The sequence below is a fragment of the Mycobacterium sp. pW045 genome (genome assembly GCF_041287085.1).
Taxonomy (GTDB): Bacteria; Actinomycetota; Actinomycetes; order Mycobacteriales; family Mycobacteriaceae; genus Mycobacterium; species Mycobacterium algericum_A.
Genome location: NZ_JBGGKU010000011.1, coordinates 113,024 through 133,574, shown reverse-complemented (window position 1 = coordinate 133,574; position 20,551 = coordinate 113,024). Strand labels below are relative to the sequence as shown.

The window sequence follows — 20,551 nt, the reverse complement described above, 5'->3', positions numbered from 1 at the left end:
TCGCCGAACCGCCGGTGATTCGGCGCGCCTTTCTGCGCCGGCCGGCGTCGGGGGTTAGCGTGAGATTCGGCGACCCGCGTCGCGGCGGTGCGCAACAGCACCCGGGGGCCGGCCGCTGGCGGCGCGGGGCAGAGCGATCAGTTAAGGAGCGGCACCCGTGACATCAGCCGAGCCTGCCCCCTTCCGCGAAGCGGTGGCGACCATGCACGCCGCAACGGTCCGGTCCGAGATCGAGCTCGGCCCGATCCGGCCACCCCAGCGGCTGGCGCCTTACAGCTATGCGCTGGGTGCCGAGGTCAAACATCCCGAAGCCGATTTCGTCCCGCAGGACTCCGACGGCGATGCGTTCGGCCGGCTGATCCTGCTCTACGACCCGGACGGCACCGACGCCTGGGACGGCACCATGCGCCTGGTGGCCTTCATCCAGGCCGACCTGGACCCGCAGGAGGCGATCGACCCGCTGCTGCCGGAAGTCGCCTGGAGTTGGCTGGTCGAAGCGCTGGCCTCGCGCACCGAACACATGACCGCGCTGGGCGGCACCGTCACCGCGACCACATCGGTGCGCTACGGCGACATCTCCGGTCCGCCCCGCGGACACCAGCTGGAGTTGCGAGCGTCCTGGACCGCCACCACTCCGGAGCTGGGCACGCACGTTCAGGCGTTCTGCGAGGTCCTCGAACATGCCGCAGGCCTGCCGCCGGTCGGGATCACCGACCTGAGCTCGCGAACCCGCGTCTGAGATGACCGGACAGACCACCGAACCGGCCACCGAAGCGCCCGAACCGACGCCGCTGCCGTATCCCGCCGGCGGCGTACCGGAGGTGTCGGTCACCACCCGGCAGATCGGCGCCGCCGCCGAGAAGCTGGCCGGCGGCCACGGTCCGTTCGCGGTGGACGCCGAACGCGCGTCGGGCTTTCGCTACTCCAACCGCGCCTACCTGATCCAGATCCGGCGCGCCGGTGCCGGCACCGTGCTGATCGACCCGGTCGGGGCCGGCTCGGATCCGGCGGTCCTGCTGCGCCCGGTCGCCGAGGTGCTCGACGACGACGAGTGGATTCTGCACGCCGCCGATCAGGATCTGGCCTGTCTGGCCGAGGTCGGCATGTGGCCGAAGGCGCTCTATGACACCGAACTGGCCGGCCGGCTGGCCGGCTTCGACCGGGTCAACCTGGCGGCGATGGTGCAGCGGCTGTTGGGTCTGGGCCTGGCCAAGGGCCACGGCGCCGCCGACTGGTCGAAGCGTCCGCTGCCCGCCGAGTGGCTCAACTACGCGGCGCTGGACGTCGAGGTCCTCATCGAACTGCGTGAAGCCATCGCCGAGGTGCTGTCCGGTCAGGGTAAAAGCGATTGGGCGGCACAGGAATTCAATCATCTGCGGAGCACCGACTTCACCACCTCGACGCGCCGGGACCGCTGGCGGCGCACCTCGGGCATCCACAAGGTGCGCGACCGGCGCGGGCTGGCCGCCGTTCGTGAACTGTGGACGGTGCGCGACCGGATCGCCGAGCGCCGCGATATCGCGCCTGGGCGCATCCTGCCCGATGCGGCGATCATCGCCGCAGCCGTCGCCGATCCCACCACCGTCGACGAATTGCTCGCGCTGCCGGTATTCGGCGGACCCAAGCAGCGCCGCAGCGCGGCGACCTGGCTGGAAGCGCTGGCTGCCGCTCGCGACAACCCGGAACCGCCGGACTCCGCCGAACCCCCGAGCGGCCCACCGCCACCCTCGCGCTGGTCGCGGCGCAAACCCGAGGCGGCCACGCGACTGGAGGCGGCCCGCGCCGCGCTCGGGCAACTGTCCGAGCAGGTGAACGTGCCCACCGAGAACCTGCTCTCCCCCGACCTGCTGCGCCGACTGTGTTGGGACTGGAATGCGGCGACACCGGATCCCACGGCCGCGATCGAGGAGTTCCTCAACACCGGCGGCGCCCGGCCCTGGCAGCGGCAGTTGACGGTGCCGCTGCTCGCCCAGGCCCTCGGGGCTACGGTCGCCGGCGGCTAGCGCGGCCGGCTTGCTGCGCCCGGCGGCGCGGTCGACGTGTTGCTAGACTGCTGGAAGCGTCAGCCGTATTCGTCGATCGGCCATCGCTTCTCACGCCACGACCACCATGGACGCGAACCTTCGAGGACTTCCCATGGTCGATTTTCCTTGGAGCACCTCGTGTCACCAGTTGTTCGCCGGGTCAGCTACGTCATCAGCTACGAGATCGTCGCCATCGTGCTCACCGCCCTGGGTTTTGTCGTCCTGGGATTCGGCGGCGGCAGTTCCGGTGTCATGGCCGTGACGGCATCGACCGTCGCGGTGCTGTGGAACTACCTCTGGAACACCATGTTCGAGGCGTGGGAGCGGCGGCAGCGCTCCCGGGCCCGCACGCTGCGGCGCCGGGTGGCGCACGCCATCGGTTTCGAAGGCGGACTGGTCGTGTTCTTGTTGCCGATAGTCGCCTGGATCCTGCAGGTGTCGCTGCCGCAGGCGTTCGCTCTCGAGGCCGGCCTGCTGGTGTTCTTCCTGGTCTACACGTTCGTATTCACCTGGGTGTTCGACAAGGTGTGGCCGCCCACCGGGCCACGCCCTAATCCAGCCGCTCGCTGACCTCTTCGACGCAGTTGCTACTGCTCATCGCCGCCACCCAGCCGGTGATCTGGCGGGCCACGTCCTGGGCGGTCAGGCCCACCTCGGCCAGCAGCTCACCGCGGGAGGCGTGGTCGTAGAAACGCTGCGGCAACCCGACGTCACGGCAGGGCACGTCGATCTCGGCGTGCCGCAGCGCGGCCGACACCGCCGAGCCGACACCACCGGCGACGCCGTTGTCCTCGCAGGTGACCACCAGCCTATGGGCGCCGGCCATCTCGATGATCACCGCGGGAACCGGCAGCACCCAGCGGGGATCGACCACCGTCACGCCGATGCCCTGGTTGTGCAGCCGGTCGGCCACCGCCAGCGCCATGGGCGCGAACGCGCCGACCGCGACCAGCAGCACGTCGGCGGGCAGCCCGTCGGCCGGCAGCGCCAGCAGATCCACCCCGGACCGTCGCTCGATCGCCGGGACGTCTTCGCCCACATCCCCTTTCGGGAACCGAACCGCGCTGGGTCCGTCATGGATGTCCAGCGCCTCCCCGAGTTCCTCGCGCAGCCGGACACCGTCGCGCGGTGCGGCCACCCGTATGCCCGGAACGATGCCCAGGATCGACAGATCCCACATGCCGTTGTGGCTGGCGCCGTCGGGACCGGTGATCCCGGCTCGGTCGAGCACCACGGTGACCGGCAGCTTATGCAGCGCGACATCCATCAGCAGCTGGTCGAAGGCGCGGTTGAGGAAGGTCGAATAGACCGCCACCACCGGGTGCAGCCCGCCCATCGCCAGCCCGGCCGCCGAGGTGAGCGCATGCTGTTCGGCAATCCCGACGTCGAACATGCGGTCCGGGAACCGCTGGCCGAACGGGGTCAGCCCGGTGGGGCCGGGCATGGCGGCGGTGATCGCGACGACGTCGCGGCGCTTGGCGCCGTACTCGATGAGTGCATCGGAGAACACCGCCGTCCAGCCGCGGCCGGCGGTCTCGGTCGCAGACCCGGTCAGCGGGTCGATCACGCCGCAGGCATGCATCTGCTCGGCCTCGTCGTCCTCGGCCGGCCCGTAACCCTTGCCCTTGCGGGTCACCACGTGCACGATCACCGGCGCGCCGAAGCCCCGCGCACGGCGCAGCGCGGACTCCACCGCGGCCTCGTCGTGCCCGTCGATCGGGCCCAGGTATTTCAGGCCCAGATCGGTGAAGAGCGCCTGCGGGGCCAGCGCATCCTTGAGGCCCGCCTTGAAGCTGTGGATCACCTGGTAACCGATCTCGCCGACGACCGGCACCCCGCGCACCGCGGCGCGGCCGCGCTCGAGCAGCCGTTCGTAGGCGGGCTGCAGCCGCAACGCGGCCAGGTGGTCGGCGAAACCGCCGATGGTGGGCGCGTAGCTGCGGCCGTTGTCGTTGACCACGATCACCACCGGCCGGTTACCGGCGGCGATGTTGTTCAACGCCTCCCAGCACATGCCGCCGGTCAGGGCGCCGTCGCCGACGACGGCCACCACGTGCCGGTTGCGGTGGCCGGTCAGCTCGAAGGCCTTGGCCAGTCCGTCGGCGTAGGACAGCGCCGCGCTGGCGTGGCTGGACTCCACCCAGTCGTGCTCGCTCTCGGCGCGCGACGGGTACCCCGACAGCCCGCCCTTGCGGCGCAGGCTGTGAAAGTCGGGGCTGCGGCCGGTGAGCATCTTGTGCACGTAGGCCTGGTGGCCGGTGTCGAAGATGATCGGGTCGTGCGGGGAGTCGAAGACCCGATGCAGCGCCAGCGTCAGCTCCACCACACCCAGATTGGGGCCCAGGTGTCCCCCGGTCGCGGCGACCTTGTGGATCAGGAATTCCCGGATCTCCGCCGCCAGAGCGGTCAACTGCGCCTGCGAGAGGTGCTGCAGATCGGCGGGGCCGCGGATCCCTTCAAGCATCCGGCTAGTCTACGCATGGCGACCGGCACCACCCGTATGGTCGTCCTATGCAGGCCGAGGAGATCGCTGAGGAATTCCCGGTGGTGGCCATCGACTCCGACGCCCTGGACGCGGCCCGGTTACTGGCCGAGCACCGGCTGCCCGGCATCGTGGTCGCCGACGAGGACGGCAAGCCGCACGCGGTGCTGCCGGCCTCCCAGGTGGTGCGTTTCATCGTGCCGGGCTACGTCCAGGACGACCCGTCGCTGGCCGGCGTGCTCAGCGAGAGCGTGGCCGATCGTGCCGCCGAGAAGCTGCGCGGCAAGACGGTGCGCGACGTGCTGCCCGAACACCTGCCCGAGCTGCCGACCGCCGGGCCCGCCCACACCCTCATCGAAGTCGCTTCGACCATGGCCCGGCTGCGCACCCCGCTGGTCGCCGTCGTCAAGGACGGTAAACTGCACGGCGTGATCACCGCGTCGCGTTTGCTGGCCACGGCGCTGAAAGCCTGATCCTCCCCGGATGGCCTATTTCGCGGTAGCGGTCTTTGTGATCGCCTACGCATTCATCGCCGCTGACCGCGTCAACAAAGCCCTGGTGGCATTGGCCGGAGCGGCGGCCGTCGTCGTCCTACCGGTGATCAGCTCCCATGACATCTTCTACTCGCACACGACCGGGATCGACTGGGACGTCATCTTCCTGCTGCTGGGGATGATGATCATCGTCAGCGTGCTGCGCCAGACCGGGGTGTTCGAGTACATCGCGATCTGGGCCGCCAAACGCGCCAACGGGTCCCCGCTGCGGATCATGATCCTGCTGGTGCTGGTGACGGCGGTGGCCTCGGCGCTGCTGGACAACGTCACCACCGTGTTGTTGATCGCCCCGGTCACCCTGCTGGTCTGCGATCGCCTCGAGATCGGCGCCGCACCGTTTCTGATCGCCGAGGTGTTCGCCTCCAACATCGGCGGCGCCGCCACCCTGGTGGGCGATCCGCCGAACATCATCATCGCGAGCCGGGCTGGGTTGACGTTCAACGCGTTTCTGATCCATCTGGCTCCGATCGTGCTCATCGTGATGGTGGTGTTCGTCATCATGCTGCGCTGGCTGTTTCCCGGATCGTTCACCGTCGAGGCCGACCGCGTCGCCGACGTGATGGCCCTGGAGGAACGTGAGGCGATCCGCGACCGCAGCCTGCTGATCAAGTGCGGCGTGGTGCTGGCCGCGGTGTTCACCGGGTTCTTGGGGCATGGCGCGCTGCACCTGGAACCGTCGGTGGTGGCGTTGCTCGGAGCCGGGGCGCTGATCGTGATCTCCAGGCTGGAGCGTTCGGACTATCTCTCCGGCGTCGAATGGGAGACCCTGCTGTTCTTCGCCGGGTTGTTCGTGATGGTCGGCGCCCTGGTGGACACCGGCGCGATCGCCACCCTGGCCAACGCGGCAACCGACCTCACCGGGGGCAACGCGCTGCTGACCACGATGGGCATCTTGGGGGTGTCCGCGCCGGTGTCCGGGATCATCGACAACATCCCCTACGTCGCAACCATGACGCCGATCGTGGCCGAGCTGAGCACCACGCTGCCCAATGACCTGCACCCGGATGCGCTGTGGTGGGCGCTGGCGCTCGGCGCCGACTTCGGCGGGAACCTGACCGCGGTCGGCGCCAGCGCCAACGTGGTGATGCTCGGAATCGCCCGTCGCGCCGGCCATCCCATCTCGTTCTGGGAGTTCACCCGCAAGGGCATCGTGGTCACCGCGGTCTCGGTCGCACTGTCCGCGCTGTATCTGTGGTTGCGCTACTTCGTATTCGGCTGATTTTGTCCGGCGCGAACAGACGCGAAAGCCCCCAAAAAAACCAGGATTTAGGGGTTTTCGCGTCTGCTCGCGGGAGGTTCTTAAGTCCGCGTCAACAGCGCCACGCACTCCACGTGGTGGGTGAGCGGGAACGCGTCGAACACCCGGATCTGCTCGACGGCGTAGCCGTGATCGCGGTACAGCCCGATGTCGCGGGCGAACGCCGCCACCTCGCAACCGATGTGCACCAGCCGCGGCACCTCCGCGGCCGCCAGCGCCTCGATCACCTCACGGCCGGCGCCGGCGCGCGGCGGGTCCAGCACCGCGACGTCGGCAGCCTTCGGCTGTGCGGCCAACACCCGGCGCACCGAGTCGGTGCGCACCGATACCTGCGGCAGATCGGCGAGGGCGGCCCGGGCGGCGGCCGTTGCGGCCCGTGAGGTGTCGATGCTGACCACCTCGCCGGAGGTCCCCACCGCCTCGGCCAGTGCCGCAGCGAAGATCCCGGCCCCGCCGTAGAGGTCCCAGGCGGTCATGCCCGCCTCCGGTTGCGCCCAGTCGGAGATCAGCGCACTGTAGAGCGCGGCCGCCCGGCGATGCGCCTGCCAGAACGCGGTCACCGGGATCCGCCAGCGTCGGCGCCCGACCCACTGGGTGGCGTGATAGTCGCCCTCGAGGACCTGCGGACGGTGGTTGCGGCTGGTGCCCACCACATGCCGGACGCCGTCGTCGTCCGTCACCACGTGCAGCTGATCGCCCGGCCGCCAAGTCTGCTCAGCCAGCCCCTTGGTCATCCCGGCGGGCAATTGGCCGCACCGCAGATCGGTGACCAGTTCGTCGCTGTGATACCGGTGAAATCCGGCCCGTCCGTCGGCGCCGACCTCCAGCCGGACCCGGGTGCGCCAGCCGGTCGGACCGTCCTCACCCAGCGGTTCGGCCTCGCCGTGCCAGTCGTGCCCGCCGAGCCGGCCCAGCTGGTTGGTGACCACCTCCGCTTTGAGCGCCCGCGCCGCGGCGGGCTCGGCGAACGCCAGGTCGCAGCAGCCGGCGCCGTCGACGCCGGCGATCGGACACAGCGAGGCGATCCGCCCGTCCGCCGCTTCGAGCACCTCGACGCATTCGGCGTGCCAGTAGGAGCCGCGCTCGGCGGTGATGCGGGCCCGCACCCGTTCGCCGGGCAGCGCGTAGCGCACGAACACCACCCGACCGTCATGGCGGGCCACACAACTGCCCCGGTTGGCCGGTGGGCCCACGTCCAGGATCAATTCGGTCACTCCGTGAAGCCTCTCCGGGTGTCGCCGGGCGCGTGGTGCGGCGCCAACTCCTTGCGCCGCTCCGAGGAGTTCAGCTGCCAGGGCACCGAGGTGACCATCACCTGCGGCATGAACAGCAGCCTGGTCTTGAGCCGCAACGCGCTCTGATTGTGCAGCACCTGCTCCCACCAGTGGCCCACCACGTACTCCGGGATATAGACGGTCACCACGGTGCGTGGCGACTCCTTGCTGAGCCGTCTGACGTACTCGAGCACCGGCCGGGTGACCTCCCGGTACGGCGACGCGATCACCTTGAGCGGCACGGTGATATCGCTGTCCTCCCATTCGCGGACCAGGGCCCGGGTCTCGGTGTCGTCGACGTTGACGGTGATCGCCTCCAGGGTGTCCGGGCGGGTGGCCCGCGCGTAGGCCAGCGCACGGCGGGTCGGCAGGTGCAGCTTGGAGACCAGGACCAGGGCGTGGTTGCGACTGGGCAACACCGCCTGGTCTTCGAGGGCGGCGGACTGCGCGGCCAACTCCTCGCTGACGCCATCGTAGTGGCGGCGGATCAGTTTCATCATGGCGAACAGCACCGACATCGCGACGATCGCGATCCAGGCGCCGGCCACGAACTTGGTGGCGATCACGACCAGCAGCACCGTCCCGGTGGCGACGAACCCGATGGTGTTGACCACCCGGGAACGCACCATCTTGGCGCGGGCCGCACGGTCGGTTTCGGTGCGCAGCAATCGGTTCCAGTGCCGGACCATGCCGATCTGACTCAAGGTGAAGGAGACGAACACCCCGACGATGTAGAGCTGGATCAGTGCGGTCACCTCGGCCCCGAACGCCACGATGAAGGCAATGGCCACGACCGCCAGGAACACGATGCCGTTGGAGAAGGCCAGCCGGTCACCACGGGTGTGCAGCTGACGCGGCAGATACCGGTCCTGGGCCAGGATCGATCCCAGCACCGGAAAACCGTTGAACGCGGTGTTCGCCGCCAGCGCCAGGATGAGCGCGGTCACGCCGGCGATGATCCACAGACCGGGCGGAAAACCGCGAAACACCGTCTCGGCCAACTGCGCCAGCAGCGTCTTCTGGTCGTAGTCTGCCGGCGCCCCGATCAGCTGTTCGTGCGGCCGTGCGGCGATTTTCACACCGGTCTGGCGAGCCAGCACGATGATGCCCATCATCAGCGTCACCGCGATCACGCCCAGCATCAGCAAGGTGGTGGCGGCGTTGCGCGACTTCGGCTTGCGAAACGCCGGCACGCCGTTGCTGATAGCCTCCACCCCGGTCAGCGCCGCACACCCCGACGAGAACGACTTCGCCACCAGGAACACCAGGGCCAGCCCGACCACCTCGCCGTGCGCCGAGTGGATCTTGAACGATGCCGAATCGGCCTGAAGTTGGTGGCCCAGTACGAAGATCTGGAACAGCCCCCAGCCCAGCATCGCGAAGACCCCGATCATGAACGCATAGGTGGGGAAGGCGAACGCGGTACCCGATTCCCGGATGCCGCGCAGATTGGCCGCGGCCACCACGACGACGGTCCCCACCGCGAACGCCACCTTGTGGTCGGCGATGTAGGGAATCGCCGAGCCGATGTTGGCTACCCCCGATGAGATCGAAACGGCAACGGTCAGAACATAATCCACCATCAGTGCACTCGCGACGGTCAAGCCCGCGGTGCCGCCCAGGTTGGTGGTGACCACCTCGTAGTCACCGCCCCCGGAGGGGTAGGCATGCACGTTCTGCCGGTAGGAGGCCACCACGGTGATGAACACGAACGCCACCGCCAGACCGACCCATGGCGTCATCCGGTAGGCCGCGATGCCGGCCACCGATAGCACCAGGAAGACCTCTTCAGGCCCGTAGGCCACCGAGGACAGCGCGTCGGAGGCGAACACCGGCAGCGCGATACGCTTGGGCAACAGGGTGTGACTGAGCCGATCGCTGCGGAACGGCCGCCCCAGCACCAGCCGGCGAGCAGCGGTGGAAATCTTCGACACGAGAGCCAAGGGTAAGCCAGGCCGGCGCTGGCGGTAGCGTTCACCGAATACGGGCACGACTGCAGTCGAAAACTAGTCGAACCAGCCGAAAGGACCGTGCACGTGCGGGTAGTTGTGATGGGATGCGGCCGGGTGGGGGCCTCGGTTGCCGACGGACTGTCCCGGATCGGCCACGAGGTCGCCATCATCGACCGCGACTCCACCGCGTTCAACCGACTCAGCCCGGAGTTCAACGGCGAACGGGTATTGGGCATGGGCTTCGACCGCGACGTGCTGCTGCGCGCCGGCATCGAAGAGGCCGGTGCGTTCGCGGCGGTCTCCTCGGGTGACAACTCCAACATCATCGCCGCGCGGCTGGCCCGCGAGACGTTCGGCGTGGCGCGAGTGGTCGCCCGGATCTACGACGCCAAGCGGGCCGCCGTCTACGAGCGGCTCGGGATTCCGACCATCGCCACCGTGCCCTGGACCACCGACCGGCTGCTCGACGCGCTGACCCGGGAGAGCGAGACCACCAAATGGCGTGACCCCACCGGCACCGTCGCCGTCGCCGAAGTCGTCCTGCACGAGGACTGGATCGGCCGCCCCGTCACCGACCTGGAGGCGGCCACCAACGCTCGGGTGGCGTTCCTGATCCGGTTCGGCACCGGCATCCTGCCCGAGCCCAAGACCGTCATCCAGGCCAGCGACCAGGTCTACATCGTCGCGGTGTCGGGCCGCGTCGCCGAGGCGATCGCTATCGCCGCGCTGCCGCCGAGCGAGGACCTGGACGAATGAAGGTCGCCGTGGCCGGAGCCGGGGCCGTCGGCCGGTCGATCGCACGGGAACTGCTCGACAGCGAGCATCAGGTGACGCTGATCGAGCGCAATCCGGAGCACATCGACGTCGAGGACATCGCCGAGGCGCAGTGGCATCTCGGTGACGCCTGCGAGTTGACTCTGCTGGAATCGGTGCACCTGGAAGACTTCGACGTCGTCATCGCCGCCACCGGCGACGACAAGGCCAATGTGGTGCTGTCGCTACTGGCCAAGACCGAATTCGCCGTTCCCCGGGTGGTGGCCCGGGTGAACGATCCCCGCAACGAATGGCTGTTCACCGATGCCTGGGGCGTGGACGTGGCGGTGTCCACGCCGCGGATGTTGGCCTCGCTGGTCGAGGAGGCCGTCGCGGTCGGGGATCTGGTGCGGCTCATGGAATTCCGCAAGAGCGAAACCAACCTGCTGGAGATCACGCTGCCCGACGACACCCCCTGGGGCGGCAAACCGGTGCGCAAGTTGACGCTGCCCCGCGACGCCGCACTGGTGACGATCCTGCGGGGCACCCGGGTGATCGTGCCGCAGGACGACGAGCCGCTGGAAGGCGGCGACGAGTTGCTGTTCGTCGCGTCCACCGGCGTCGAGGACGCGCTGCGCGAGCTGTTGCTACCGGCGCACTGACCGGGGTTCGCAGTCGTCTGCCGGGTGTGAGCCGGGCTGCTCGTCCAGTGTCCGCTGCACGTATTTGACCGCCAGGTAGGTCATCACCGCCGCCAGCGCGGTCAGCGGCCAGCCCATGGCGATGCGGGCCACCCCCAACCACCCGGTCTGGTCGGCGTCGTAGAGCAGTCGTTGCACCACGAAGCGGGAACCGAAGACCAGCACCCAGGTCAGGGTCGCGATGTCGTAGGCGTAGACCGCGGCGCGCACCCCGCGCCAGGCTCGGCTCTGCCCGCTGGCCCAGCTCCAGATGTAGCCGACCGCCGGTCGCCGGATCAGGATGGATCCGGCGAAGACCAGCGCCCATGCCAGCGACGTCCAGATGCCGAGCAGGAAATAGCCTTTGGAGTCGCCCATCCGGTAGGCGATCACGGCACAGACCGCCACCCCGAAGAACCCCGACACCGCCGGCTGGGTCGTTTCTCGGCGGATGAGCCGCCAGGCCAGCACCGCCGCGGCCACCGTCAGCGCCGCCACCACGGCGGCTCGCAGCCCGAAGACACTGGAGGTCGGCACGAACACCACGATCGGCAGCGACGAGTAGATCAGGCCGGACACTCCGCCGATCTGCTCGAGCAGTCGCTGCGGCCCTTGGGCGCCGAACCCGTCGGTCATCGTCACACCGGCCTGACGGTCTCCGCCCGTCACTGCTGAATTTCGTAGTGGGGGTTGTAGATGGCCTTGCAGCCGCTGTCGAGCTTGCCGAGCCGGCCGTGCACCCGCAGCGTGCGGCCCGAGTCGATGCCGGGAATGCGGCGCTGCCCCAGCCACACCAATGTCACGGTGTCGGTGCCGTCGAACAACTCGGCGCGGACCCCGCCCACACAGCCCTTGGCGTTGGCTTCCACGCTGCGCAGCACCCCGACCATGGTGACTTCTTGACCGCGTTCGCAGTCGATGGCGCGCTGCGCGCCGGTGTTGAGCGCCTCGTCGGACAGTTCCTCGACATCGCGCAGCTCGGGGTCTTCGGTCAGTCTCCGAGTCAGCCGCCGCAGATAGCCTTTGGGCGCAGCCATTGCACTCTCCCTCAGTTGTGTGCGCACGCTAGGGTAGACCTGTTGATTACCTAATGCCACAAGACCGGCCTACGGCGCGCCGAGCAGCACCCGGCACCATCGAGGGGTGGCATTCGATTTGCACGGTGTGACGGCAGTCCTGCTGCCGGGAACCGGATCCGACGACGACTACATCCACCGGGTGTTTTCGCAACCGTTGCAGCAGGTAGGCGCCGAGTTGGTGGTCCACCGGCCGCAACCTGACGGCCTCGTCGAGGGCTACCTGGCCGCGTTGGACACCGCAGCCTCGCGAGGCGTCCCGATCATCGCCGGCGGCGTGTCGATCGGCGCGGCGGTGGCCGCCGCGTGGGCGCTGCGGCATCCCGGGCGAGTGCGCGGGGTGCTGGCCGCGCTGCCAGCATGGACGGGTGCCCCCGATGGCGCACCGGCCGCGCACGCCGCCCGCCTCAGCGCCGAGGAGCTGCGCCGGGACGGCCTGCCGGCCGTGGTGGCCCGCATGCGGGCGTCCAGCCCGGCATGGCTCGCCGACGAGCTGACCCGGTCGTGGACCGCCCAGTGGCCGCTGCTGCCCGACGCGCTGGAGCAGGCGGCGGCCTATACGGCGCCGACCCGTGTCGAGCTGGCGACGCTGACGGCGCCGCTGGGCGTGACCGCGGCCGTCGACGACCCGGTCCATCCGTTGCACACTGCCACCGAGTGGGTATCCGCCGCGCCACGGGCGGCGCTGCGCACAGTCACGCTGGCACAGATCGGTGCCGACCCGTCCGCCCTGGGCGCCGCCTGCGTGACGGCGCTGATCGCCGCGTCGAGCCTCGCTAACCGCCGGGCTTGATTCGGCGGTCCAGCTTCGGCTCTCCTGCGTCGAGCCTCGCTAACCGCCGGGGCTGATTCGGCGGTCCAGCTTCGGCTCTCCTGCGTCGAGCCTCGCTAACCGCCGGTGATGGTGCGCAACTGCTGCATCGCGGATCCCTCCACGCTGCGGCGCGCGGTCGGCGCGGGCGGCGGTACATCGCCGCCGGGGCCGGGCTGGACCCCCCCGGGCTGCTGACCACCACCGGGCGCCGCGCCCCTGGCGGCCTGCGCGGCCGCGGCGGCTCGCAATTGCTCGGCCATCGGCTCGGGCAGCCGCACCGGCAACGGGGTACGCACCGGTAGCGGCGTGTCGCCACGCCGGACGACGGTGTCCGCCAGGGCTTCTCGCGCCTGCTGGGACAGCGCCTCCAACGACTCGTGGGGGCCGTTGACTACGCAACGCACCATCCAGCGATAGCCGTCGACCCCGATGAACCGGACCGCGCCGGCCGCCGATCCGACCACCTCGCGGCCCCACGGGCCGTCGATGACGCTGACGCTCGCGGAGTCCCGCCGCAGCGCCTCGGCAAGCTCGGCGGCGACCTCACGCCACAGCCCCGCCGATTTGGGCGCGGCGTAGGCGGCGATGTTGAACCGGCCATTGGGCGTCACCATCCAGACCGCGCTGGGCACGCCCGCCTCACTGAGCTCGACTTGGACCTGGGCGCCTGCGGGCATCGGCACCAGCACCGAACCCAGATCGAGCCGGGCCGTCGCCGCCGCCGCCGGGTCGTCGAAATCCTCGATGTCGAACGGGCCCTCGAGTTCCTCGCCCGCGTCCTCGTCGAGGTCCTCCAGCTCCTCGGGTGCCGGCACGGCGCGCGTCGGCTCGTCGCCGCCCACCTTGCTCTTGCCCCTACCGAATGCCATCACAGCCGCCCATCTCCGTCACTTCTGCCGTCACCAGCGGTTACACATGCCGTCACAAACTCGCGTGCCCGCCCGACGAGCCGTGGCCGTCACCGCCCCGGGTGGTCCCGGCCAGACCGGCCTCGTCGAACGAGGTCACCTCGACCAGTTCTGGTAGCTCGACCCGCTGCACCACCAGCTGGGCGATCCGGTCCCCCCGGTGGATCTCGATCGGGGTCGCCGGGTCCAGGTTGATCAACGCCACCTTAACCTCACCGCGGTAACCCGCGTCGATCGTTCCCGGGCTGTTGACGATTGAAAGACCTACCCTCGCAGCCAGACCCGACCGCGGGTGCACCAGGCCGACCATGCCGAACGGAATCGCCACCGCGATACCGGTGGGCACCAGCGCACGGTGGCCAGGGGCCAGTTCGACATCGACCGCGCTGTACAGGTCGACGCCGGCGTCGCCGGCGTGGGCACGGCTCGGCAGCGGGAGATCAGGATCTAGGCGAACAACCGCGAGACTGGGCGACACGAGGCGCAAGACTACTCTTAACCGGATGTCGGGATCGCGTGTGAACCACCGGGCACCGCAAACCGTGCGGTACCGCGAGCAACTGTGGGTGCCCTGGTGGTGGTGGCCGCTGGGGTTCGTGGGCAACGGGCTGATGGCCTACGAGGTGCGGCTGGGGCTGCGCAGCCTGCCGGGTTGGCTGCCGTTCGCGGTGTTCTTCGCGATCACCGTGGCCGCCCTGCTGTGGCTGGGACGCATCGAAGTCCGCGTCGTCGAAACCGGCGGCGAGGTCGAACTCTGGGTGGGCGAGGCGCACCTGCCGGCCGGCGTGATCGCCCGTTCCGCCGAGGTCCCGCAGTCAGCCAAGTCGGCGGCGCTGGGCCGCCAACTCGATCCGGCGGCCTACGTCGTGCATCGCGGCTGGGTTGGGCCAATGGTGCTGATCGTGCTCGACGATCCCGACGACCCGACGCCGTACTGGCTGATCAGCTGCCGTCATCCGCAGCGCGTGTTGGCGGCCTTGCAGGGTTGAGGGACGGTGCGGGTCAGGCCGCGCAGTCGGTGCAGATCATCACGCCGTTCTTCTCGCTGGCCAGCCGGCTGCGGTGCTGAACCAGAAAACAGCTCGAGCAGGTGAACTCGTCGGCCTGCTTGGGCACGACGCGCACTGACAACTCTTCACCGGACAAATCCGCGCCGGGCAGTTCGAAGGACTCGGCCGATTCCGATTCATCGACGTCGACCACGGCGGATTGCGCCTCGTTCCGCCGCGCTTTGAGTTCCTCGAGCGAGTCCTCAGAAACGTCGTCGGTCTCGGTGCGCCGCGGGGCGTCGTAGTCGGTAGCCATCGTCTTCTCCCCTCAGTCCCCTCGGTAACCCTGCGCGAGCTTTGTACCAGCGTCGAACGCATCCACCAAATGATTCGTGCCCCGATCCCGCCCAGATCAAGTGTGATTTACGTCACATCACCTTGCTGACCACGGCCATCGGGGTCGCCCGCGCCCTCTAGAGTGCGTACGTGGTCACGCAAATCACTTCCGGTACCGAGTTCGACAAGCATGGTCTGCCGTTCCGGCGACGCAATTACCGCCCCGCCGCCTACGCCCTGGCCGCCCTGGCGCTGTTGACCGCGGTGGCATGGGCGGTGGCGTTGACCCGACCGGCCGACATCCACGAGGTCGCGGTATGCAACGCACCGCCGGCACCCACCGAGCCCGACCAGCCGCGATTGGGCACCCAGGTGCCCCGCGCCGCGATGATCACCACCACCCCGGCCAAACTCGCCGACATCAAAGCGCGTGTCCTCAACGCCAGCGGCCGCGCCGGGCAGGCCGCCGACGTCGCCGACGCCCTGCGTGACGACGGCTTTGCCCAGCCGACCGCCGCCAACGACCCGGTCTATGCCAACAGCCGCCTGGACTGCAACGGCCAGATCCGCTTCGGTGAGGCGGGACAGGCCGCCGCTGCGGCCTTGTGGCTGGTGGCGCCGTGCACCGAGTTGTTCCGCGATGACCGCCTCGACGACTCCGTTGACCTCGCGGTCGGCAGCGACTTCGTGAGCCTGGCCCACAGCGACGACATCGAGGCGGCGCTGGCGGGCTTGCGTCCGGACGCCACCGGGCTGCCCGACCCGGCACTGCTGACCAAGATCCATTCCGGTACCTGCTGACAACCCGCCGAGGAGATCCATGACCGGCACAGACCCGACCGATTCCCCGCCCGGCGCGCCCGCTGCCGGGACCGGCGACGGGCGACCGCACCGACGCGGTTTCGGCGTCGATGTCGGCGGCAGCGGCATCAAAGGCGGCGTGGTCGACCTCGACACCGGTGCACTGATCGGCGAACGCTACAAACTGCCGACACCGAGCCCCGCGACCCCGGCCGCGGTTGCCGAGACCGTCGCCCAGGTGGTCCGGAAGTTCGGCTGGACCGGTCCGCTGGGGGTCACCTACCCCGGTGTGGTGATCGACGGCGTGGTGCGAACCGCCGCCAACGTCGACAAGTCCTGGATCGGGGTGAACGCGCAAGCCGCGATCCAGGCCGCGCTCGATGGGCAGCCCGTCGTCGTCCTCAACGACGCGGACGCCGCCGGACTGGCCGAAGAGCGGTTCGGCGCGGGCAGGGACAACACCGGCGTCGTCGTTTTGCTCACCTTCGGCACCGGGATCGGCTCGGCGGTGATCCACAACGGAAAACTGCTGCCCAACACCGAACTCGGGCACATCGACGTGGCCGGCAAGGAGGCCGAGCACCGGGCCGCCGCGTCGGTCAAGGAGCGCAAGAACTGGAGCATGAAGAAGTGGGCCAAGCAGGTGACCAAGGTGTTGGTGGCGATCGAGGACGCGCTGTGCCCGGACCTGATCATCGCGGGCGGCGGCATCAGCCGCAAAGCTGACCAGTGGGTGCCACTGCTGCGCAACCGGACTCCGGTGGTCGCCGCGACATTGCAGAACACCGCCGGGATCGTCGGGGCCGCGATGGCCGCCACGGCCGACGTGACCCGCTGAATAGCGCCCGCTCAGCGATTGTTGCGGCACGCTGTCGTTACAATGGTCCGCGGCGGCCGCCTAACCGATAGCGGCGACTATCCAAGTTGATCACCCAACTGAAATAGAGCCGACATCCGATATACCCGACACTTTCGGTGGCGCACAGCGCTGCGACCCGAAAGTCAGTCCGACCGAAGGGGTGGACGTGGCAGCGAGCAAGGCAAAGCCGGCGACCGAGGAGCCCAAGAAGCGCAGTGCCACCAAGGCACCCGCCAAGGCACCCGCCAAGGCCGCCGCCAAGTCGACTGCGAAGGCCCCCGCCAAGGCCGCCGCCGCACCCGCCAAGCGGACCGCGGCGAAGGCCACCAAGGCCGCACCGGCCAAGAAGGCCGCCAAGAGCACCGCGCGGGCGGCCGCCAAGACCGCCGACGACGGCGACACCAAGCCCAAGACCCGTTCGGCCCGGGGCCCGGCGAAGAAGGCCGCCGCCCGGGGCGCCAAGGGCGCAGCCAAGAACACCGAGGTCGGCCTCGCGAACGAGGAGCTGGACGCCGACACCGAACTGGACGCCGAACCCGGCGACGAGGACATCGACGACACCGACCTGAACCTGGAAGAGCTGGACGAGGACGCCGAGGACTCCGGCGCCGACGAAGCCGTGGTGGCCGCCGGGACGGCGACCGAGGAAGCCGGCGAGGAGGCAGCCGACGACGACGACGAGATCGCCGAGCCCAGCGAGAAGGACAAGGCTTCAGGTGATTTCGTCTGGGACGAAGAGGAGTCCGAGGCGCTGCGCCAGGCCCGCAAGGACGCCGAGCTCACCGCCTCGGCCGACTCGGTGCGCGCCTACCTCAAGCAGATCGGCAAGGTGGCGCTGCTCAACGCCGAAGAGGAAGTGGAGCTGGCCAAACGGATCGAGGCCGGGCTGTTCGCCACCCAGAAGATGGCCGAGCACGCCGAGAAGGGCGAGAAGCTGGCCGTCGCCTACCGGCGCGACATGGCCTGGATCTGCCGTGACGGCGACCGGGCCAAGAACCACCTGCTGGAGGCCAACCTGCGGTTGGTGGTCTCGCTGGCCAAGCGTTACACCGGCCGGGGCATGGCGTTTCTGGACCTGATCCAGGAGGGCAACCTCGGCCTGATCCGTGCGGTGGAGAAGTTCGACTACACCAAGGGCTACAAGTTCTCCACCTACGCCACCTGGTGGATCCGCCAGGCCATCACCCGGGCCATGGCCGACCAGGCGCGCACCATCCGCATCCCGGTCCACATGGTCGAGGTGATCAACAAGCTCGGCCGCATCCAGCGTGAGCTGCTGCAGGATCTCGGCCGCGAACCCACCCCGGAGGAACTGGCCCGGGAGATGGACATCACCCCGGAGAAGGTGCTGGAGATTCAGCAGTACGCCCGGGAACCGATCTCGCTGGACCAGACCATCGGCGACGAGGGCGACTCGCAGCTCGGCGACTTCATCGAGGACTCCGAGGCGGTGGTAGCCGTCGACGCCGTCTCGTTCACGCTCCTACAGGACCAGCTGCAGTCGGTGCTCGAGACGCTCTCCGAGCGAGAGGCCGGCGTGGTTCGGCTGCGGTTCGGGCTCACCGACGGCCAGCCGCGCACCCTCGACGAGATCGGCCAGGTCTACGGCGTCACCCGCGAGCGGATCCGGCAGATCGAGTCCAAGACGATGTCGAAGCTGCGGCACCCGAGCCGCTCCCAGGTCCTGCGCGACTACCTCGACTAGCCGGCTGTGGCAAAACCCCCACCGGCGGCGCTGCTGGCCGCCCTCACCGCGATGCGCGGCGGCCTGCAGCGACTGCGTTATGCGACGGTGCCCGCCGGTGTCGCCGTCTTGGAACTGGGATTCGGGGCATGGCTGGCCCAGGCGATGCACGTCGCGGTACGGCTGGGAATCCCCGATGCGCTCCGAGCCGGCCCGCTGACCGCCGACGAGACCGCACGGCGGGTCGGCACCGACCCCGCAGCCACTTACCGGCTGATGCGGGCGCTGGCCAGCCAATCGGTGCTCAAACTGCGCCGGGACGGCCGGTTCGCACTGACCCGCATCGGGCGCGCCCTGGTCGCCGATGATCCCGCCAGCGTGGCGCCGATGATCGCGTTCATCGGCGACCCGGCGCACCGGGAGCACTGGTCACACCTGGAACACTCGGTGCGCACCGGCGAGACCGCGGTCGACAAGGTGCGCGGGATGTCGTTCTTCTCCTACTTGGACACCGACCCCGAACTGGCGCAGGTCTTCAACAATGCGATGACCGGGGCGTCCGCCGTGGCGATCGAAAGTGCGGTGCCCGCATATGATTTCAGCGCCAGCAAACTGATCATCGACGTGGGCGGCGGCCACGGTGCGCTGTTGGCCGCGGTGCTGCGCGCCGCGCCCGGCGCCCGCGGCGTGCTGTTCGACCTGCCCGCGGTGGTGGCCGGGGCTGAGGCCACCCTGGCGGCCGCCGGCGTGACGTCGCGGTGTGATGTCGCCGGTGGGTCGTTCTTCGAATCGGTGCCGGCCGGCGGTGACACTTATCTGCTCAAGACCGTCATCCACGACTGGGACGACGAGCGTTCGTGCGCGATTCTGCGCAACGTCCGCAGCGCCATCGCCCCGGACGGCACCCTGCTGCTGCTGGAGATGGTGCTGCCCGAGGGCGCGCCCGCCCACCTGGGCCTGCTGCTCGATCTGGAAATGCTGGCGGCCGCCGGTGGCTTGGAACGCACCCGGCGCGAATACGCCGAGCTGCTCTCGCGAGCGGGATTCCGGCTGCAGCGGGTGGTGCCGACCGCCAGCCCGATGTCGATCATCGTGGCCGCTCCGGTTTGACGCCCGGTCGCCGGTCCCGCCGGTAATATCGCCGAGCATGCCGACCGATGGCGACGCCCAGACCTTCGCCGCGCTGCTCAACCGCGCGGTGCGCCACGGTCACCGGGTTCCGGCCGAGGCCGGCCTGGATCCGGCCGTGATCTCCGCGCTGAACGCCGTGGCCGCCGCCTGGCCGCGGGTGCCCGCCGCGCTAATCAACAAGGCTCAGACCACGTTCGCCCGTAGCGAACTCACCCGGGCGTCGGCGGCCAAGCCCACCACCCCGTTCAAACTCAATCCGCCGGCCCGAACGCGCCGTCCGGGCCGGGCCGATACGACCTGACGCCGATCACCGCATCCACGGGCAGCGGTCCGTACAGATGCGGGAACAGCATCGCCTCGGGATCACCCGGCACGCCCGGCTCCCAGCGCACCGGCGACGCCACCTTTACCGGGTCCACCTGCAGCAACACCAGATCGGTGCGCCCCCGATAGAGACGATTGGCGGGCAGATGCACCTGCTGTGGGGTCGACAGGTGCACGAACCCCGCGCTGTAGAGCGATTCCGGCCGCAGCGCGCCGGACGCCTGTGCCGCCGCCCAATCCCGGGTGCCGCACAGGTGTACCAGAATGTCGTGTTCCATCGCTGCTGATCCTGCCCCAGCGCCGCGCGGGGGGTGAGACACGACACAGCCGAAGCGGGGAACAACGCCGAACGCCCGAGCGTCTGACACACTTGACAGACCCGCGAGAAACGGAGGAGCCCATGAACGCGACTCTGACCAGTCCCGAACTCACTCGGGCTGATCGATGCGACCGGTGCGGTGCCGCGGCCCGAGTGCGAGCCACGCTGCCCTCCGGAGCCGAGTTGCTGTTCTGCCAGCACCACGCCAACGAGCACGAAGCCAAGCTGATTGAGCTGGCTGCCGTGCTGCAGGTCAGCGCCCCCGTCGAGGACTAGCCGATCGCAGCCCCGGATCCGCGCGCAACACGCCCTATGGAGGGAATTGGGCGCTAG

24 protein-coding genes are annotated in these 20,551 nt (G+C 69.3%); 15 read left to right on the top strand and 9 right to left on the bottom strand.

Annotated features, from left to right (window positions below):
* Positions 1 to 202 precede the first annotated feature (202 nt).
* The 3 genes from ACAG20_RS17790 to ACAG20_RS17780 all read left to right on the top strand — a co-directional run bounded on the left by ACAG20_RS17790 (position 203) and on the right by ACAG20_RS17780 (position 2,594).
* Positions 203 to 739 carry a DUF3000 domain-containing protein gene (locus ACAG20_RS17790; RefSeq protein ID WP_234825719.1) on the top strand — a complete coding sequence of 179 codons (537 nt, stop codon included), beginning with the start codon at positions 203 to 205 and terminating at the stop codon, positions 737 to 739.
* A 1-nt stretch (position 740) separates the two neighbouring features.
* Positions 741 to 2,003, top strand: a complete 1,263-nt coding sequence (locus ACAG20_RS17785) for a ribonuclease D (protein ID WP_112687763.1) — start codon at positions 741 to 743, stop codon at positions 2,001 to 2,003.
* Between the two features lie 159 nt (positions 2,004 to 2,162).
* Positions 2,163 to 2,594: a PACE efflux transporter gene (locus tag ACAG20_RS17780; protein WP_370493521.1), complete on the top strand. Its 432-nt coding sequence runs from the start codon at positions 2,163 to 2,165 to the stop codon at positions 2,592 to 2,594.
* Here the strand turns inward: ACAG20_RS17780 and dxs are convergent.
* Positions 2,575 to 4,488: a 1-deoxy-D-xylulose-5-phosphate synthase gene (gene dxs / locus ACAG20_RS17775; RefSeq protein ID WP_370493520.1), complete on the bottom strand. Its 1,914-nt coding sequence runs from the start codon at positions 4,486 to 4,488 to the stop codon at positions 2,575 to 2,577. The two genes, ACAG20_RS17780 and dxs, sit on opposite strands and share 20 nt — an antisense overlap.
* Before the next feature lie 47 nt (positions 4,489 to 4,535).
* Here dxs and ACAG20_RS17770 point away from each other — a divergent pair, with 47 nt between their 5' ends.
* Positions 4,536 to 4,979: a CBS domain-containing protein gene (locus ACAG20_RS17770; RefSeq protein WP_112687770.1), complete on the top strand. Its 444-nt coding sequence runs from the start codon at positions 4,536 to 4,538 to the stop codon at positions 4,977 to 4,979.
* Between the two features lie 10 nt (positions 4,980 to 4,989).
* Complete coding sequence (locus ACAG20_RS17765) at positions 4,990 to 6,279, top strand: ArsB/NhaD family transporter (RefSeq protein WP_370493519.1); 1,290 nt, start codon at positions 4,990 to 4,992, stop codon at positions 6,277 to 6,279.
* Between the two features lie 80 nt (positions 6,280 to 6,359).
* Here ACAG20_RS17765 and ACAG20_RS17760 read toward each other — a convergent pair whose 3' ends face one another.
* Both ACAG20_RS17760 and ACAG20_RS17755 read right to left on the bottom strand, forming a co-directional pair.
* Positions 6,360 to 7,532 carry a class I SAM-dependent RNA methyltransferase gene (locus ACAG20_RS17760; RefSeq protein ID WP_370493518.1) on the bottom strand — a complete coding sequence of 391 codons (1,173 nt, stop codon included), beginning with the start codon at positions 7,530 to 7,532 and terminating at the stop codon, positions 6,360 to 6,362.
* A complete protein-coding gene (locus ACAG20_RS17755; protein ID WP_370493517.1) occupies positions 7,529 to 9,526 on the bottom strand; it encodes an APC family permease in 1,998 nt (665 codons plus the stop codon). The genes ACAG20_RS17760 and ACAG20_RS17755 overlap by 4 nt, the downstream gene beginning before the upstream one ends.
* Positions 9,527 to 9,628: 102 nt before the next feature.
* Here ACAG20_RS17755 and ACAG20_RS17750 point away from each other — a divergent pair, with 102 nt between their 5' ends.
* Positions 9,629 to 10,300, top strand: coding sequence for a TrkA family potassium uptake protein (locus tag ACAG20_RS17750; protein ID WP_112687777.1), 672 nt, complete (start codon positions 9,629 to 9,631; stop codon positions 10,298 to 10,300).
* Positions 10,297 to 10,959, top strand: coding sequence for a TrkA family potassium uptake protein (locus tag ACAG20_RS17745; protein ID WP_112687779.1), 663 nt, complete (start codon positions 10,297 to 10,299; stop codon positions 10,957 to 10,959). Before ACAG20_RS17750 ends, ACAG20_RS17745 begins: the two co-directional genes overlap by 4 nt.
* Here the strand turns inward: ACAG20_RS17745 and ACAG20_RS17740 are convergent.
* Both ACAG20_RS17740 and ACAG20_RS17735 read right to left on the bottom strand, forming a co-directional pair.
* Positions 10,945 to 11,613, bottom strand: a complete 669-nt coding sequence (locus ACAG20_RS17740) for a DUF3159 domain-containing protein (RefSeq protein WP_112687781.1) — start codon at positions 11,611 to 11,613, stop codon at positions 10,945 to 10,947. The two genes, ACAG20_RS17745 and ACAG20_RS17740, sit on opposite strands and share 15 nt — an antisense overlap.
* Before the next feature lie 29 nt (positions 11,614 to 11,642).
* On the bottom strand, positions 11,643 to 12,014 hold the full coding sequence (locus ACAG20_RS17735) for an OB-fold nucleic acid binding domain-containing protein (protein ID WP_085086705.1): 372 nt from the start codon (positions 12,012 to 12,014) through the stop codon (positions 11,643 to 11,645).
* A 106-nt stretch (positions 12,015 to 12,120) separates the two neighbouring features.
* Between ACAG20_RS17735 and ACAG20_RS17730 the strand changes: the two genes are divergently transcribed.
* Positions 12,121 to 12,846, top strand: a complete 726-nt coding sequence (locus tag ACAG20_RS17730) for an alpha/beta hydrolase (protein ID WP_370493516.1) — start codon at positions 12,121 to 12,123, stop codon at positions 12,844 to 12,846.
* A gap of 95 nt (positions 12,847 to 12,941) precedes the next feature.
* On the opposite strand, the gene ACAG20_RS17725 is transcribed toward ACAG20_RS17730, so the two are convergent.
* Both ACAG20_RS17725 and dut read right to left on the bottom strand, forming a co-directional pair.
* Complete coding sequence (locus ACAG20_RS17725) at positions 12,942 to 13,736, bottom strand: DUF3710 domain-containing protein (protein ID WP_370493515.1); 795 nt, start codon at positions 13,734 to 13,736, stop codon at positions 12,942 to 12,944.
* 52 nt (positions 13,737 to 13,788) lie between these two features.
* Positions 13,789 to 14,253 (bottom strand): dUTP diphosphatase, encoded by a 465-nt coding sequence (gene dut / locus ACAG20_RS17720; protein ID WP_112687316.1) that lies wholly within the window; start codon positions 14,251 to 14,253, stop codon positions 13,789 to 13,791.
* Positions 14,254 to 14,278: 25 nt separating this feature from the next.
* Between dut and ACAG20_RS17715 the strand changes: the two genes are divergently transcribed.
* Positions 14,279 to 14,764, top strand: a complete 486-nt coding sequence (locus ACAG20_RS17715) for a DUF3093 domain-containing protein (protein WP_112687314.1) — start codon at positions 14,279 to 14,281, stop codon at positions 14,762 to 14,764.
* Positions 14,765 to 14,777: 13 nt separating this feature from the next.
* Here the strand turns inward: ACAG20_RS17715 and ACAG20_RS17710 are convergent, their stop codons facing one another.
* Positions 14,778 to 15,080, bottom strand: coding sequence for a DUF4193 domain-containing protein (locus ACAG20_RS17710; protein ID WP_013829371.1), 303 nt, complete (start codon positions 15,078 to 15,080; stop codon positions 14,778 to 14,780).
* Between the two features lie 170 nt (positions 15,081 to 15,250).
* On the opposite strand from ACAG20_RS17710, the gene cei reads away from it, so the two are divergent.
* From cei to ACAG20_RS17685, 5 genes are all read left to right on the top strand, one after another.
* Positions 15,251 to 15,901, top strand: a complete 651-nt coding sequence (cei, locus tag ACAG20_RS17705) for an envelope integrity protein Cei (protein ID WP_112687313.1) — start codon at positions 15,251 to 15,253, stop codon at positions 15,899 to 15,901.
* A gap of 19 nt (positions 15,902 to 15,920) precedes the next feature.
* On the top strand, positions 15,921 to 16,739 hold the full coding sequence (gene ppgK, locus ACAG20_RS17700; RefSeq protein ID WP_370493514.1) for a polyphosphate--glucose phosphotransferase: 819 nt from the start codon (positions 15,921 to 15,923) through the stop codon (positions 16,737 to 16,739).
* Between the two features lie 187 nt (positions 16,740 to 16,926).
* Complete coding sequence (locus ACAG20_RS17695) at positions 16,927 to 18,465, top strand: RNA polymerase sigma factor (RefSeq protein WP_370493513.1); 1,539 nt, start codon at positions 16,927 to 16,929, stop codon at positions 18,463 to 18,465.
* Positions 18,466 to 18,471: 6 nt separating this feature from the next.
* Positions 18,472 to 19,554, top strand: coding sequence for a methyltransferase (locus tag ACAG20_RS17690; protein WP_370493512.1), 1,083 nt, complete (start codon positions 18,472 to 18,474; stop codon positions 19,552 to 19,554).
* Between the two features lie 37 nt (positions 19,555 to 19,591).
* On the top strand, positions 19,592 to 19,876 hold the full coding sequence (locus ACAG20_RS17685; RefSeq protein WP_370493511.1) for a hypothetical protein: 285 nt from the start codon (positions 19,592 to 19,594) through the stop codon (positions 19,874 to 19,876).
* On the opposite strand, the gene ACAG20_RS17680 is transcribed toward ACAG20_RS17685, so the two are convergent.
* Positions 19,827 to 20,177 (bottom strand): DUF952 domain-containing protein, encoded by a 351-nt coding sequence (locus tag ACAG20_RS17680; RefSeq protein WP_370493510.1) that lies wholly within the window; start codon positions 20,175 to 20,177, stop codon positions 19,827 to 19,829. The two genes, ACAG20_RS17685 and ACAG20_RS17680, sit on opposite strands and share 50 nt — an antisense overlap.
* 122 nt (positions 20,178 to 20,299) lie before the next feature.
* On the opposite strand from ACAG20_RS17680, the gene ACAG20_RS17675 reads away from it, so the two are divergent.
* On the top strand, positions 20,300 to 20,494 hold the full coding sequence (locus ACAG20_RS17675; RefSeq protein WP_370493509.1) for a hypothetical protein: 195 nt from the start codon (positions 20,300 to 20,302) through the stop codon (positions 20,492 to 20,494).
* Positions 20,495 to 20,551: the final 57 nt, after the last annotated feature.